The organism is uncultured Campylobacter sp. (assembly GCF_938045405.1).
GTDB lineage: Bacteria > Campylobacterota > Campylobacteria > Campylobacterales > Campylobacteraceae > Campylobacter_B.
Genome location: NZ_CALIMW010000057.1, coordinates 44,889 through 59,151, shown reverse-complemented (window position 1 = coordinate 59,151; position 14,263 = coordinate 44,889). Strand labels below are relative to the sequence as shown.

The window sequence follows — 14,263 nt, the reverse complement described above, 5'->3', positions numbered from 1 at the left end:
AGCAAAATTTCGCGTCTAAATTTGAGCCCCGCTCTTAAATTTTAAAATTTTATCAGAGATTTTTTTATACAATTACGGCTGAAATTCGGCCCAAAAAAGGAGAGGGAATGTATAAGCTAAAGCATCTTCTTAGCGCGCAGGATCTGAGCCGCGAGGACATCTACGACTTCATTGATCTGGCGCGCGAGTTTAAATCGCTCAACCGCAGCGATATCAAAAAATCCGACTCGCTTCGCGGCAAGACGGTCATCAACGCGTTTTTTGAAAACTCCACCCGCACCCGCACGAGCTTTGAGATCGCAGCCAAGCGCCTGGGCGCGGACAGCGTAAATTTCACGGCTGCGGACAGCAGCACGAAAAAGGGCGAGACGCTGATCGATACCATCAGAAATATGCAGGCGATGCGCACGGATATATTCGTGCTGCGCCACAGCTGCTCGGGCGCGGCGAAATTCGTCGCGGCCAACTGCGACGCATCGATCGTAAATGCGGGCGACGGGCTGAACGAGCACCCGAGCCAGGCGCTGCTGGATCTTTTTACGATCAGCGAGCACAAGGGCAGGATCGAGAATTTAAACGTCGCGATCATCGGCGATATATTTCGCTCGCGCGTAGCTAGAAGCGACATCTGGGCGATGCGAAAGCTCGGCATAAACGTGCGGCTCTTCGGCCCTCCGATGATGCTGCGCGACTGCGACGCGTTCGGTTGCCCGATATGCAAAAGCGTAGAGGAGGCGATAGAGGGCGCCGACGTCATCATCATGCTTAGAATACAGCTCGAGCGGCAAGACGGCGAGCCGAGCTTCCCGAGCGTGCGCGAGTACTCGAAATTTTTCGGACTTACCGCCAAGCGAATGCAAGCGGCGAAAGAGGGCGTCATGATAATGCACCCAGGCCCGATCAACCGCGGCGTGGAGATCAACTCCGACGTAGCCGACGATCCGCGCTATAGCTGCGTTTTAGATCAGGTAGAAAACGGCGAGGCGATGCGAATGGCGATACTTCATACGATAAATTTAAATAGGAGCGCACGATGAAAATTTTGATAAAAAACGGCACGATCGTTAATCATAACGGCAGCGAGGAGGCGAACGTCCTGATCGAGGGCGATAAAATTTCAAAGATCACGCGCGAGTGTCCCGCCGCAGACCGCGTCATAGACGCTGCGGGCAAGCTCGTGATGCCTGGGCTCATCGATATGCACGTGCATTTTAGAGATCCGGGGCTCGAATACAAAGATGACGTCATTAGCGGCAGCGAAACCGCGGTCGCAGGCGGCGTGACGACCTGCCTTCCGATGGCAAATACCAAGCCCGTAAACGACAACTCCAGCATCACGCGCGCGATGATCGCCAAGGCTAAGGGACGCGGGCTTATTGATCTACTACCGATAGGCGCGATCTCGCAGGACTGCAAGGGCGCAAAAATCGTCGAGATGGGCGATATGCTTGAGGCGGGCTGTGTGGCTTTCAGCGACGACGGGCTGCCTGTGACCGACAGCTCCGTGATGCGACAGGCGCTCGAATACTCCGCTCACTTCGGCTCGTTCGTGATAAATCACAGCGAGGATTGCTCGCTTTGCCACGGCGGCGTGATGAACGAGGGCAAAGTCAGCGCGATCCTCGGTCTAAAGGGGATGGCGAGCGAAAAAGAGGAGATTATGATCGCGCGCGATCTGCTGCTTGCCAAAAAGACGGGCGGGCACATCCACATCGCGCACGTAAGCTCGGCGTGGTCGCTAAAACTCATCGAGCAGGCTAAGCGCGAGGGTATCCGCGTCACCTGCGAGGCTACGCCGCATCACTTCACCTTCGACGAGCGCGAGCTGATGGGATACGATACGAATTTTAAAATGTCGCCGCCGCTTCGCACCCAAAGCGATGTGCAGGCGATCAGAGAGGCGCTTAAAAGCGGTCTGATCGACGCCATCGTGACCGATCACGCTCCGCATAATACCGACGATAAATTCGTAGAATTTGATCACGCGCCGTTTGGAATTTTAGGGCTTCAAACCCTCGTGCCGCTTACGCTGCGGCTCGTAAACGAGGGGGTCATCAGCCTTGAAGACATGGTGCGCCTCTGCTCGTTTAACCCGGCCAAAATTCTAAATTTAAAGGACAAGGGCGAGATCAAAGAGGGCTTTTTGGCCGACGTCGCGATCATCGATCCGCAGATTTCCTACGTTTACGACGAGGCGCTAAATAAGTCCAAATCGCGCAACTCGCCGCTTCTCGGCAAGCAGCTTACGGGCGCTGCGGTTTGCACGATCAAAAGCGGCCGCGTGGTCTATGAGTTTCCAAACGTCGTAGCGTAGCACGCTTTCGGCGTAGAGCTTGCGAGCGGCGACTTGGCGGGCGCAGCTTGCTGACGGGCGGCATTCGTAGCATAAACGGAGCGATTACTTTATTTTAAATTTAGCTAGTTTGGGCGCAACGGCTCGCTTTTAAAATTTTGCGGTGCGATCGGTTCATTTTAAATTTGGTGGCAGCGTAGGCGCGGCGACTTGTCTTTAAAATTTCATAGCGCGTTTTGCTCGGTATCGGCGCGATCTTTGATCCAGTAGTGCGATCGCCTTGCTTAAATTTATCGGTAGCTCGGTGTGGTAACTTGCTTTTAAAATTTCATAGCGCGAGCGCGATTGAAATTTCTTTAAAGCGGTTTGTCATTTTTAAAGTGCGCGTAAATTTAACGCAAGTCGCCTTGTTTGTGGTATTTGTAGATTTCGGCTTCGGAATTTTATCCGTGCCCGTGTGTGAGCTGCTCTAAATTTATAGCGGTACCTTTTTCGATACGGCAGCTGCTTTTAATTTTATGTTCGCGGTGGTTGTGAATTCTATCTTTGCGCAGATTTGTTTTTGCTTCACGCGCAAATTTTATCGTGATTAAATTTGTCGCTAAGGCGCAAAATTTTAAAATTTTGCCGCCGCTAGCTTTTGGTGCGGAGCATAAATAATCCGCCGCATGAACGGCAGCGATCGAAATTAAAGGATATCTATGAACGGCGAAATATATCTCTCGTGCGCGCTGTGCGTCGCGCTAAAATTAGCTCTGCGCGGCAATCCTAAGCCACTCCTGCAAGATCAAAAATATATAAAATATTTAAATTTTGAGTTTGCAAAGGAGCATTTTCGCACCGCAGAGGGCGCGATCCGCGCAGCGTATGGCGGCGTAAACGACGCAAGTAAAGATGCGTACGGCGCAGTGCAGAGCAGTGCGACGGACAAAGTCGCCGAGAGCGGCGATGTAACGGAGCAAAAGCGCGCGAACGGCAAAGAAGCAGTAAATGAAAAAACGGCGGGTAAAAAAGGCGCCGACGAAAGCACGGGCTCGTCGTTTCTGCAAAAAGAGCACAAATTTTTTACCGAGCAAGTCGCGCAAAAAGAGCGCGAGTTTTTCACCGGACGGCTCGCGCAAAAAGGGCGCGAGGACGAGCCGATCTCCGCACGGCGACGTTGGATAGAGCAGTGCCTAAAGCTCGGTCTGAAGGACGCGGGGCTTAGTATTCCAACTTTCGCAAAAGATAGAGCGCTTTTGGGCTTTTCGGGTATGAGCGTAAACGGCATCGTCTGCCGCTTTGAGGACTTTGATGGCGTTTTTACGCCTGATTGGAAATACGATCGCGATAAAAAGGCTTGGCGCGTGAAATACGTCGAGCGCCTTTGGCGCGGGATGCCGCGGGATGCGCTAAGCGCGCGCGATAACAGCGCAGAATTCGAGAATGTTTTAGTGCAAATCAGGGATTTTGCGAGCAAGATAGGCTGCGAAAACTTTGCGCAGACGTTTGATAATGCGCTTAAGACGCTGCGGGGCGAAGTCGCTGTGGGCGAGTATTACGCCGTTTCGTTTGCAGCGCTGCCGCAGCCGAGCTTGAGGGCGTTTGCCGCAGCGGGGATCGCCGATGTATTCGGTGCGATGGGCTCTTGGGATGATGAGCCGCCGTCTATGGCACAAGAAAAGGGGCTCGGGGGCGAATACGACCGCCTCTCGGATGAGCTCTTGGCGCAGAAAAACTTAGCGATTTTGTTTGCGATAAACGGCTGGTAGGGCTTTGGCACAAGAGCTAGAAAGCGCGCTAAACCTCTATCGTCGCGGGCCTATCAAACGCCGTTACGCTCGGTAGTTCGCCTTTAAATTTCTCGATCTGCACCATGCTTGTGTGCGCGGTGTTGCTTTGCGATAGCTGCGAGCTAGGCACATCCTTGGTTAGCACGTTTATGTTGCCGTGCTTGCATAGGTTACGCTCGCCCCAGACGGCGGGATCGTACCACGCGCCTTCGCTTACGATCACGACGTTATCTTGCGCCGTGTCGCTCACCAGCGCGCCGCAGAGGATCTCGCCTCGGTCGTTGTAGATCCTCACTACGTCGCCCGTTTTGATACCGCGCGCCTTTGCCGTGGCGGGGCTAATTAGCGCGGGTTCGCGGTTAGCGATCTCGGCGTAGTTGCGGATGAGCGAGCTGTTTAGCTGCGAGTGGAGCCTAAATTTAGAGTGCGCGCCGCTGATGGCGATAGGATACTTGCTCACGTCGCCGTCCAGCCACTCAAACGGCTCCATCCACGTCGCGTGCGGCGGGCAGTCGCCGTAACCTAGCTTTTCGACCGCTTCGGAGTAGAGTTCGATCTTGCCCGACGGGGTTTTTAGCGCGTTTTTCTCGGGATCGGCGCGGAAGTCCGCGTAGTTTGTGAAGTACCGCTTTTTCTCGTCGATTTTATCAAATTTAACGTAGCCTTTTTGCCAAAACTCCTCAAATTTCGGCATTGCTATGCCCATGCCTTCGGCTTTTTGGACTGCATCGGCGTAGATTTCCTTCACCCACTCAAGCTCCGTTTTACCCTCGCTAAAGGCCTGCTCGTACTCCTCGCCCCACTGAGCGCAGATGAGCCGCGCGATCTCAAAGTCGCTCTTGCTCTCGCCTGCGGGCTTTACTAGCGGCTTAATCGCAAAAAGATACTCGCTAGTCGAATTTGCGAACTCTATATCCGTGCGCTCGCACTCCAGAGCCGACGGCAGCACGATGTCGCTAAGCCTCGCCGTACTCGTCCAAAACGGTTCCGTGGTGATGATCGCTTCGATCTTTTTCATCGCTGCGACCGCGCGGTTGGTGTCCGGGTGGCGGGTGAAGGTCGAGCCGTTGGCGTTAAACATCACGCGAATGTGCGGCATGACGTACTTTTTGCCGTTGCGCTCGATCTCTTTGCCCGGCTCCATGATCGCGTCTATGAGCCTGCTGTTTGGTATCTCGTGATATTTAGCCTTAGCTAGCTTGCCCTGCGGGGCGATGTATTTTTCGTTTACCGCGGGATTAAAAGCCTGAAGCTTTGGCGCGATGAAGCTAATGTCGGCGTTTTTATGCATCTGATCGTTCATCACGTAGCCGCGCCCGGTCTTGCCGATGTCGCCTAGCATCGCCGCTAGCGTGATCAGCGCCCAGTACGCCATCTCGCCGTGGTGCTGGCGCTGTATCGCGTAGCCCGTGACGATGAGCGTGTCTTTTTTGGCCAGCGTATCGGCTAAATTTTTTAACTCCTTTTCGCTCACGCCGCAAATTTTACTCGCCCATTTTAGATCCTTTTTCACGCCGTCTTTCGCGCCCGTGAAATAATCCTTAAATTTATCAAACCCGACCGTGTAGCGCTCGATAAATTCCTTGTCGTAAAGTCCGTTTTCGTAAAGATATTCGCAAAGCCCGATCAGCATCGCCGTATCGGTGCAAGGGCGCACGGCTAGATACTGCGCGCCGAAATACTCCGCCGTTTCGTTGCGGTAAACGTCGACGCTGTAAATTTTCATCTCGCCTTTTTTAAATTTATCCTTCATAATCTCGTAGTAGGCGTAGGAGTTGTGCATCGGTACGCCGATAGCGATCTTGTTTGAAACGACGGGATTCGTGCCCCAAAACACGATCGTTTTGGCTTCCTTTATCACGCCCTCCCAGCGCGTCGGAGCGTGCGTCGGATCGATAGAGCCCGTCACGTGAGGCAAAAACGCCGTCGCCGCGCCGTAAGAGTAGCCGCCAAGCTCGCTCACGTAGCCTCCAAGCGCGTTTAGCATGCGCTTTGCGGTGCGCTGCGAGTGGCCGACCTTACCGAGGCTGCCCCACTGATAAAGCTGTCCGTAAATGGCCTCCGAGCCGTATTTGTCGAAGTTTTCTTTTAAAATTTTAGCGCTTAGCTTTATCGCCTCGTCCCAGCTAACGCGCACGAAGGGCTCTTTGCCGCGAAGCTGCGGCTTTGGATTTGAGGGATCGGCAAGGAAGCTTTTGCGCACATAAGGGTATTTCACGCGCGTTTCGTTTTGGATGTGATCGCTTAGAGCGTTATTTAGCACCGTTGGCATCGCGTCGCCCTCAAACGGCTCTGTGCCCACGACCCTGCCGCCGATGGTTTGGACGTAAAACGCGCCGAATTTATTCGCGCAAAGCCCCATCTGCTCGTCAAATATCGCCTGCGCCGCCGCGCCTAATTGTTTTGCCTGCGCTGAAGCCGCCGCCAGCGCGCCTAGTTTTAGAAAATCTCGTCTTTTCATGGTTGTCTCCGTTAAATTTAAATTTGATGGTTGATTTGGTTTAAATTTAGCGGGATTTATGGGGTTGAACTTTGCATCGTTTGCCTTTAAACGTATTACGCGACCTCGCGTCTTAGCGGTGATTTTACGAAATTTAGGCTTAATTTGCCATTTATCTATGGCGTCGCGATGGAATTCTATTAGAGCTAAGCACTAGACAAATTCCGCCGCGACTATTTGGGTCAAAAGTTATACGTAAGGCTTAGATTGAAGGTGCGCGGATCGCCGTAGATCATTCGATTAGAACCGATACCCTCAAAATAGCGCTTATCGGTTATGTTATCGACGTTTAGCTGCACATCTAGGTTTTTACTCGCTTTGTAGCCTAGCATTACGTTTGCAATCGTGTAGGCTTTCTGCTCGATCCTGCCGTATGGCGAGTCGGAATAAATCTTTGAGCGATACATCGCGCCTGCGCCGATTCTAAATGTGCCGATCTCATATTTTGCAAAAAGATTTGCGCTGGTGCGGGAGGAGTCGTTGGCGTAGATATTGCCGTCAGCATCTTTGGCTTTGTAGTGCGCTAGCCCTATGCTTAGGCTTAGTGCATCGGTAATTTTACCGTTTACATCCGCTTCAAAGCCCCTGCTGGTTACTCCGCGACCCTGCCTGTAAGCGTAGGAATTTGTGCCCGTGATATACTCGTCGGTGCGGATGCCGAGCTTATCTTGGATGATCTTAAAAACGCCCAGGCTTGCTTGCAGATCGCCGTCAAAATACTCGCCTTTGATGCCCGCTTCGTAGTCCTTGCCTTGGATGGGATCAAGATATTTATTGTTTTTGTCCTTGTAGGTTTGAGGTTTAAAAATACTCGTATAACTTGCATAAAGGGTATGATGATCGTCTAAATCATAGGTGATCCCTGCATATGGAGTAATTTCGCGGGTAAAATTTCTATTATCTGCTCCACCTGTAATTTTATATTTATAGTAACTCATCCGCGTTCCTAATAAGAGCTTTAAATCCTCGGTGATTGAGAGTTTATTCGCGGCATAAATTGCTTTTTGAATAGTTCGATCGGCATTATTTTGATCTACATACGGTAAGCGTGGATCTTCAATATGAAGGTCGTTAAAATTTATTCTAGTACGCGCGGCATAAGCAAGGCCTGCCGGAGTGTTTCGACTATTCCAGTAGCTACTTACGTTATCAGATCCTTTTTTGTAAAGATTATACATCACACCAAATACAAATTCATGATCTTGTTCGAAAAATTCATAAGGGATATTCACATAGGCATCGATATTGTGTATATTCTCTTCGCGCTTGTTAGCATAAACGCTAAGATCGGCGACGTTTCCGATGCCGCCAGGGCCTACCCTGCCGCCATAATAGAGCAAATTTGAATCGGTATGAGCGCGACGAAACGAATAACTCAAGCTTAAACTCGCCTCGTTTGAGAAATATTGTTTAAAATCGGCATAAAAATCAAGCGTAGAGATGTCGTATCGCGTCCAAGGCTGAGAGAAAATTTTGTTTTTGCCGAAGTGCGTGCGCGTACCATCCGAGTTAAACGCGGGCATTCCGCCCCAGCGCGTGCCATGTCGGCGTAGAGTCTGATAAAATGAGCCAAAGCTCAGCCTTGAATCGTCTGTTACATCGATATCTAATACGCCATAAACGGCAGTATTGCGACGATTGTAATAGTCCATATAGGAGTGCGATCGTTCATGCATAAACGCTAGGCGTCCGCGCACCGAACCGCTTTGATTGAGTGGGCTTTGCACATCGGTTTTAAGCCCGTATTTGTCGTATGAGCCGCCGTTTAGACTTATATAACCTTTTGGGATGGTGGAATCTGCGTGCTTACGGATAAAATTTAAACTCGCGGCAGGATTTCCTGCGCCTGCTAATAATCCGTTCGCGCCCTTTACGACCTCGACGCGCTCATACGGTAGCAAATTTAGATCGTTCGCCCCGAGGCTAAAACCTCCGAAGCTAGGCATCGAATCAAGCAGATAATAATCTATGCTAAATCCGCGCGCCGTAGGATAGAGCCTCTCATCCCAACGCCCGCTCGTAATGCCCGCGATATTTCGCATCAGCACCTGATAATCGGTTATCCCCATATCTTTTAGCTTGGCTTCGGTCACCACGGTAAGAGACTGGGGCGTTTCTCTCGCCGTAAGATCGAGCCTGGTGGTACTTTTAACGAGCTTTCTAGCCTCATAATCTCTGTCGTCGCGACGGAGCTTTTGGGTATCTTGCACTTCTATGGTGCCTAAGTCCTCCGGGGTGCTCGCAGTGGCGTTATTTTCCGCATAAAGCGAAGTTAGCATATTTAATGCGACTACGAGCGAAAGAGATACTTTCTTCATAACTTTCTCCTTTTAGAATTTCTATTTTTTAGGGTTATGTAAAATCCGCAAATGCTTAAAAATAGGGGCGCAAGCCCCGCTAAAAACCATATAAGCTTCGTTATTGCGCCGTATGAGCCCGCATGGGCGCGACGAAAGCCGTCTTGAAGTTTGTCCGAAAAATCCGCATCGTTTATAAAGTCCGCTTTTAAAATTTCGCCTGTATCTGATATCGTGATACGGCTCGCGTAAGGGCTTTGCAGCGGGTTTTGCCCCGCCTCGAAGCCGTATACGGTAAAAGCGCCGCCCGGACAGAGCGGAAAGGCGATATAGGTGGAGCGAAATTCTTTAAATTTAACCGCTATCCGCGCTAAAGCCTCATCTAGCGTCGCAAGATTTTGCACCGCTTTCATGCTTACCGCCCCGTTTGATGCTGCGACGGTGGAATTTTGCTCGGTCTTAAAATTCTGCAAGACCGCGCCGCATGGATTTGCGAGCGGCTTGTAAGTTACCGCCCTTAGCTCCCACCATGCTCCGCTTATAGCTATAGCAAACATTACGGGAGTGCTCGCGACTCCGATTAGGCGGTGAGTGCCGCGCATAAAATATATGGCCCGATCTAGCCTCAGCGAGAATAAGTTTTGCCAAAATTTTTTGTAGATAAAAAAGCCGCTAATGCCGATAAGTAGCGCGCTAAGCCCCACGATACCCGTAAAAATTCTACCGCCGCGACCTAAAAACAGCTCCGCGTGCAGTTTATTTATCGCGCCGATAAAGCCCTCATCTCGCGGCATGGGCGCGCCTTTAATCTCGCCGCTAAAAGCGTCTAAGTAAATTATGATCCGCTTTTGCAGTTTCTGAGAGGAAAGTCTGATTTTATCGGTCTTTAAAGGATCTTGCGCGATGCTCCAGCCCATGATCGCGTACTCTTTAAATTTGGATTTTATCTCGGATTGCAAAGCGCTGAATTTCATTCTAACGGGGAATTTCGCCACGCTTTCTTGGGTCCTAAACACCTTGTCTTTCAGCAAAGCTTCATCGATCCGCTCCGCATAGACTAAGACCGAGCCGCTTGCGGATACGATTATAAGGGGTATGCAAAATATCAAAGATAGCCACAAATGAAATTTGCGCGAGATTTTGCGAAAGGATTTAGACAAAATTTTCCTTTTTTTTGAAAATTATTTTAATTAAGACGGCGTGATTTTAATGAAAATTGTATTAAAGCATCTTGAAAGTCGTTATAATTTTATAGCTAAAATTTTACGGCGTAAAATTTGCTTGAATGATTTATCTATAGAAATTTTTAAAAGCTATTTTAAAATTTTAAGAGCCGAGCGAATATTAAAATTTTCGCGCACAGGAGAGTTTAAATTTAAAGCAAATTTCGGATTTTAAAATTTCAATATCACGCAGGGTCGTGTTTGGGTTGCAGGCGTGGACGATCAACGACTCAAGTGGCTTGCAAATTCCGCACTCGCCAAAAAAACTCTGCGTTGCAGCGATTTAAATCTTTTATCGCGAAATTTGCAATCACGCGATTAAAAGAATTTACCGATAAGCGCATATCCCCACAGCGCGGCGTTGAGAAATAGGCTCATCATCACGGCCGTGCTTGCGGTATCTTTAGCGCCCTTGGCTAGCGGGTGGATTTCGCTCGTGGCAAGATCGACCGCACGCTCAATGGCGGAGTTTATGCACTCGGTTGTGAGCGTAAAGACCGCGCCGAAGATCAAAAATAGATTTAGTACCGCGCCGAAATTCCAAAAAAATAGCGACAGCAGAAGCGGGACGAACACGCAAAGCTCGAGTCTAAAGCTACGCTCGCTGCACAGCATCTCGGCAAGACCCGCCATCGCGTAGCCCCAGTTGGCAAAAAATCGGTATTTGGGCTGATTGCGCATAATTTTCCTTTAAATTTAGTCAAAATTTCGTATAATCATACCAAAATTTTTGCGCCAAAGGCTAAATTTGAAACTGATTAGTTGGAATGTAAACGGACTGCGCGCAGTGCTCGGCAAAGACGGCTTTGCGTGGCTTGCGGAGCAAAACCCCGATTTTTTGGGCTTGCAAGAGATCAAGGTGAGCGAAAAGGACGCTCCGAAAGGGCTTTATGAGCTCGGATTTTCTCAGATAGATCTAAATTCCGCCGCTCGCGCGGGCTATTCGGGCGTGGCGAGCCTAGCGAAATTTAAAAGCGAGACGAGCAAGGCGCTGTTTTTCCCAGACGACGAAGGGCGCGTGCTGCAGCACCGCTTCGGCGATGTCGTGCTTTTTAATATCTACTTTCCCAACGGCCAAAAGGACGAGGCGCGGCTAGCCTACAAGATGGAATTTTGCGCGAAATTCCTAGCCTACGCGCGCAGCCTCGCGGAGCAGGGGCTCGGAGTGATATTTTGCGGCGACGTAAATACCGCGCACCGCGAGATCGATCTTGCAAACCCAAAAGCAAACTCCAAAACCTCGGGCTTTTTGCCGATCGAGCGGGCGTGGCTCGATGAGGTGGAGGCGGCGGGCTTCGTCGATACCTTCCGTGCCGTGCGCGGCGAGCTGCGGGACGCCTACTCGTGGTGGAGCTACCGCTTTAACGCGCGCGCCAAAAACGTAGGCTGGCGGATCGATTATTTTTTCATCTCGGCAAATTTGCGCTCGCGGCTAAAGGACGCTTTCATCCTAAGCGACGTGATGGGCAGCGACCACTGCCCCGTGGGCATCGAGATCGAAATTTAGCCGGGGCAAATTTCACGCCTGCAAGCTTTGATTTTGCGCGGCTTGTGGGCAAGGTGCGCATAGCAGCGGCTAATGCGCGGATTTAAAGAGGCGGTGCGTAAATACAGCGCGATAAAATTTTAAATTTAAGGAGAGAAAATGTTGAGCGATATCGAAATAGCAAATGCGGCGAGGCCGGATAAAATTTCAAACGTTGCGAAAAATTTGGGGCTTAGCGAGGATGAGATCGAGCTGTACGGCCACTACAAAGCCAAGCTAAACATCAAGCCGCGATCGCGCGCTTCGAAGCTTATTTTGGTCACGGCGACCAATCCGACGCCGTTTGGCGAGGGCAAGACGACGACCTCCATCGGTCTAGCCGACGCGCTAAAGCGTCTAGGCAAAAGCGTCTGCCTTGCGCTGCGCGAGCCGTCGCTGGGGCCGGTTTTTGGTATCAAAGGCGGGGCTGCCGGCGGCGGGTATTCGCAGCTGGTGCCGATGGATGATCTAAATTTGCACTTCAACGGCGATTTTCACGCGATCACCTCCGCGAATAATCTCATTTCGGCGGTTATCGATAACTCGCTGTATCAAGAAAACCCGCTAAAGATCGAGAAAATTTTATGGAAGCGCTGCATGGATATGAACGACCGCGCGCTGCGCCACATCACCGTAGGACAGGGCGGGCGCACTGACGGAGTGCAGCGCGAGGACGGCTTTAATATCACCGCGGCTAGCGAGATAATGGCAGTGCTGTGCCTCTCAAACGATCTTGCCGAGCTTAAGCAAAACATCGCAAACATAATGGTCGCCTACGATACGCAGGGAGAGCCTATATACGTGCGCGATCTGGGCTGCGCGGATGCCGTGGCGATCCTGCTAAAAGACGCGATGAAGCCAAATCTCATCCAAAGCCTTGAGCATACGCCCGCGCTCGTGCACGGAGGACCCTTTGCAAATATCGCGCACGGCTGCAACTCAATAATGGCGAGCAAGTTAGCTCTAAGTCTTGCCGATTACGCCGTGACGGAGGCGGGCTTTGGAAGCGAGCTCGGGGCTGAAAAATTTATCGACATCAAGTGCCGCCGCGCGGGTATCGCTCCGGACGCCGCGGTGTTAGTTAGCACGATCCGCTCGCTTAAATACAACGGCGGCGCGGATAAAGAAAGTATCGCGAGCCCTGATCTTGCCGCGCTTCAAAAAGGCATCGTAAATTTAGGCGGGCATATTGAAATTTTACAAAACTTCGGGCTAAATCCGGTCGTGGCGCTTAATCGCTTTAGCTTCGATAGCGACGAGGAGATCGCTTTCGTGCGCGAGTATTGCAAGCAGCGCGGCGTGCAGATGGCGATTTGCGAAAATTTCGCCAAAGGCGGCGAGGGCGCGCTTGAGCTAGCCCGTCTCGTCATAGATGAATGCGAGCGCGCTAAGGAGCTGAAATTCGCCTACGAGCTTAGCGACGATACGGCGAGCAAGATCGAAAAGATCGCTACTAAAATTTACGGCGCGAGCGAGGTCGTTTTTGAGCCCGAGGCGCAAAAGGCGCTGCAGCACATCAAGGCCTTGGGGCTTGAGCGGCTAAACGTCTGCATCGCAAAGACGCAGTATAGCTTCAGCGACGATGCCAAGGCACTCGGACGGGCGCGCGGCTTTAAACTCAGCGTCAAAGATCTTCAGATCCGCACGGGAGCGGGCTTCATCGTCGCCGTTTGCGGCAAGATAATGCTTATGCCGGGGCTGCCGAAGGCTCCTAACGCGCTAAATATGAGGATCACGAGCGAGGGGCTCATAAGCGGACTGGCGTGATTTTAAAATTTTATTCTTTGCGCCTCCATTTTTTTTGCGCGCTCGCCTTGGGGTTTAAATTTAGCTCCGGTCTAGTCGCGATTTAAGCTTAGCATTCGTAGGTACTAAGATGAGAGTGGAGTAGAGTTACCGATTTGCAAAATTTGGCTGAATTTGCTCGCTTGCGAGTAAATTTTAAGCGCGGGATTTTGCGGATCGGCTTTTATTTTTAAAAATAGAGGCGAATTTGACGTTAGGTTCGTCTTTTAAAATTTGACGAATTGCCCATAATTTCTCGCCAAAGCGGATAAAATTGCTTGCCTTTTTGGCAAATCGCCACTAATCGTAAATTTGAGATTTTTACGTAAAATTTAAGGGGAAATCGACGTAATGTATTTTGGCGTTTTTAATCAAATTTGTTCAAGCAAGCCCAATAATCTAGAGCGCGACGGCGCTAAATTTTCACCTTTTCCCACGGCTCGATTTCGCCTTCGACCTCTTTAAAAATGCTCGCAATTTCTATATTTTTTACGCTTAAATTTCGCTCGTAAGCCTTGATGTCGCGTGATTTTAGCTTCTCTTGCAAAAATGCGAATTCATACTCTATCTGCCCGCGAGTGACGGCTATTTTGGCTAAATTTCGCTCGTCAAATTCGCCAACTTTTCCTGCATCAAATTTATACCCGCGAGCGCAGCTCTGCGCATAAACCTCCGCCAGATACGCATTTATCGCCTCTAGCGCGTTTTCATACGCGTAAAAGCGGTCAAGCTGCGGGTGATTTTTGTAGCCCTTAGTAAGCCCAGCCAGCACGTTTTTGGCTAGCAGCGCCTCACGCCAAAGTGCGACTAGCCCCTTTGCATCGAGATATTTAAAGCTTATCGTCCAAAGCCTCATTTTTACCTTTCG

At 50.6% G+C, this 14,263-nt stretch carries 10 protein-coding genes; 5 read left to right on the top strand and 5 right to left on the bottom strand.

The window, feature by feature from the left end:
- Nucleotides 1–107 precede the first annotated feature (107 nt).
- The 3 genes from Q0140_RS01930 (at nucleotide 108) to Q0140_RS01920 (ending at nucleotide 4,044) form a co-directional block, all read left to right on the top strand.
- Entirely contained in the window at nucleotides 108–1,037 is a 930-nt protein-coding gene (locus Q0140_RS01930) for an aspartate carbamoyltransferase catalytic subunit (protein WP_297961142.1), read from the top strand.
- The gene (locus tag Q0140_RS01925; protein WP_297961139.1) at nucleotides 1,034–2,314 is read left to right on the top strand and encodes a dihydroorotase; all 1,281 of its coding nucleotides are present in this window, start codon (nucleotides 1,034–1,036) and stop codon (nucleotides 2,312–2,314) included. The genes Q0140_RS01930 and Q0140_RS01925 overlap by 4 nt, the downstream gene beginning before the upstream one ends.
- A 680-nt stretch (nucleotides 2,315–2,994) precedes the next feature.
- Nucleotides 2,995–4,044, top strand: a complete 1,050-nt coding sequence (locus Q0140_RS01920) for a hypothetical protein (RefSeq protein WP_297961136.1) — start codon at nucleotides 2,995–2,997, stop codon at nucleotides 4,042–4,044.
- 28 nt (nucleotides 4,045–4,072) lie between these two features.
- Here the strand turns inward: Q0140_RS01920 and Q0140_RS01915 are convergent, their stop codons facing one another.
- The 4 genes from Q0140_RS01915 to Q0140_RS01900 all read right to left on the bottom strand — a co-directional run bounded on the left by Q0140_RS01915 (nucleotide 4,073) and on the right by Q0140_RS01900 (nucleotide 10,766).
- On the bottom strand, nucleotides 4,073–6,526 hold the full coding sequence (locus tag Q0140_RS01915) for a molybdopterin-dependent oxidoreductase (protein ID WP_297961133.1): 2,454 nt from the start codon (nucleotides 6,524–6,526) through the stop codon (nucleotides 4,073–4,075).
- 221 nt (nucleotides 6,527–6,747) lie between these two features.
- Nucleotides 6,748–8,883 (bottom strand): TonB-dependent siderophore receptor, encoded by a 2,136-nt coding sequence (locus Q0140_RS01910; RefSeq protein ID WP_297961130.1) that lies wholly within the window; start codon nucleotides 8,881–8,883, stop codon nucleotides 6,748–6,750.
- Nucleotides 8,880–10,022 (bottom strand): PepSY-associated TM helix domain-containing protein, encoded by a 1,143-nt coding sequence (locus Q0140_RS01905; protein ID WP_297961127.1) that lies wholly within the window; start codon nucleotides 10,020–10,022, stop codon nucleotides 8,880–8,882. Before Q0140_RS01905 ends, Q0140_RS01910 begins: the two co-directional genes overlap by 4 nt.
- Before the next feature lie 381 nt (nucleotides 10,023–10,403).
- On the bottom strand, nucleotides 10,404–10,766 hold the full coding sequence (locus Q0140_RS01900) for a diacylglycerol kinase (RefSeq protein ID WP_297961123.1): 363 nt from the start codon (nucleotides 10,764–10,766) through the stop codon (nucleotides 10,404–10,406).
- Between the two features lie 67 nt (nucleotides 10,767–10,833).
- On the opposite strand from Q0140_RS01900, the gene Q0140_RS01895 reads away from it, so the two are divergent.
- Nucleotides 10,834–11,592 carry an exodeoxyribonuclease III gene (locus Q0140_RS01895; RefSeq protein WP_297961120.1) on the top strand — a complete coding sequence of 253 codons (759 nt, stop codon included), beginning with the start codon at nucleotides 10,834–10,836 and terminating at the stop codon, nucleotides 11,590–11,592.
- A gap of 138 nt (nucleotides 11,593–11,730) precedes the next feature.
- Nucleotides 11,731–13,377 carry a formate--tetrahydrofolate ligase gene (locus Q0140_RS01890; RefSeq protein ID WP_297961117.1) on the top strand — a complete coding sequence of 549 codons (1,647 nt, stop codon included), beginning with the start codon at nucleotides 11,731–11,733 and terminating at the stop codon, nucleotides 13,375–13,377.
- A gap of 433 nt (nucleotides 13,378–13,810) precedes the next feature.
- On the opposite strand, the gene Q0140_RS01885 is transcribed toward Q0140_RS01890, so the two are convergent.
- Nucleotides 13,811–14,251, bottom strand: coding sequence for a pyrimidine dimer DNA glycosylase/endonuclease V (locus Q0140_RS01885; RefSeq protein ID WP_297961114.1), 441 nt, complete (start codon nucleotides 14,249–14,251; stop codon nucleotides 13,811–13,813).
- Nucleotides 14,252–14,263: the final 12 nt, after the last annotated feature.